The sequence below is a fragment of the Kocuria sp. CPCC 205235 genome (genome assembly GCF_040980905.1).
Taxonomy (GTDB): domain Bacteria; phylum Actinomycetota; class Actinomycetes; order Actinomycetales; family Micrococcaceae; genus Kocuria; species Kocuria carniphila.
Window position 1 is genome coordinate 1 of sequence record NZ_JAVKPR010000108.1, and the last position, 520, is coordinate 520.

The 520-nt window shown below is 68.8% G+C and carries 1 protein-coding gene; it reads right to left on the reverse strand.

Annotated elements, in window-relative coordinates:
- Window positions 1-520: PhoX family phosphatase (locus RF638_RS16215; protein ID WP_368842486.1), on the reverse strand; the 520-nt coding region annotated here is incomplete at both ends.

Here is a 520-nt window from a genome sequence, read left to right on the forward strand (position 1 = left end):
CCTCGGAGAGCAGGGTCATGTTGTGCGCGCGGTCGCCCTCGACGTACTTGCCCGCCGAGACGAACTTGTAGAGGTAGTCGAAGCGCTCGTCGTCGCCGGAGTAGGCCACGACGGTGCCGTCCTGGTCGACGCGCACGTTGGCGCCCTCGTGCTTGAACCGGCCCAGGCTCGTGTGCTTGACCGGGGTGGAGGACGGGTCCTGCGGGTCGATCTCGACGACCCAGCCGAAGCGGTTGGGCTCGTTCTCGTAGCCCGGCAGGGTGGAGTCGAAGCGGGGGTCGACCTCGTGCCAGCGCCGGCTCGGCGCGTCGGTCGAGATGCCGTAGCGCTTCTGCTCCGCGGAGCCGTTGCCCTTGAAGTACTGGTTGAAGTTCTCCTCGCCGGACAGGACGGTGCCCCACGGGGTGGTGCCGCCGGCGCAGTTGTTCAATGTTCCCAGGACGAGTGCCCCGGACCGGTCGTCCGTGGTCTTGAGCAGGTCGGACCCGGCAGCGGGGCCGTCCACGCGGAACGGGGTGCT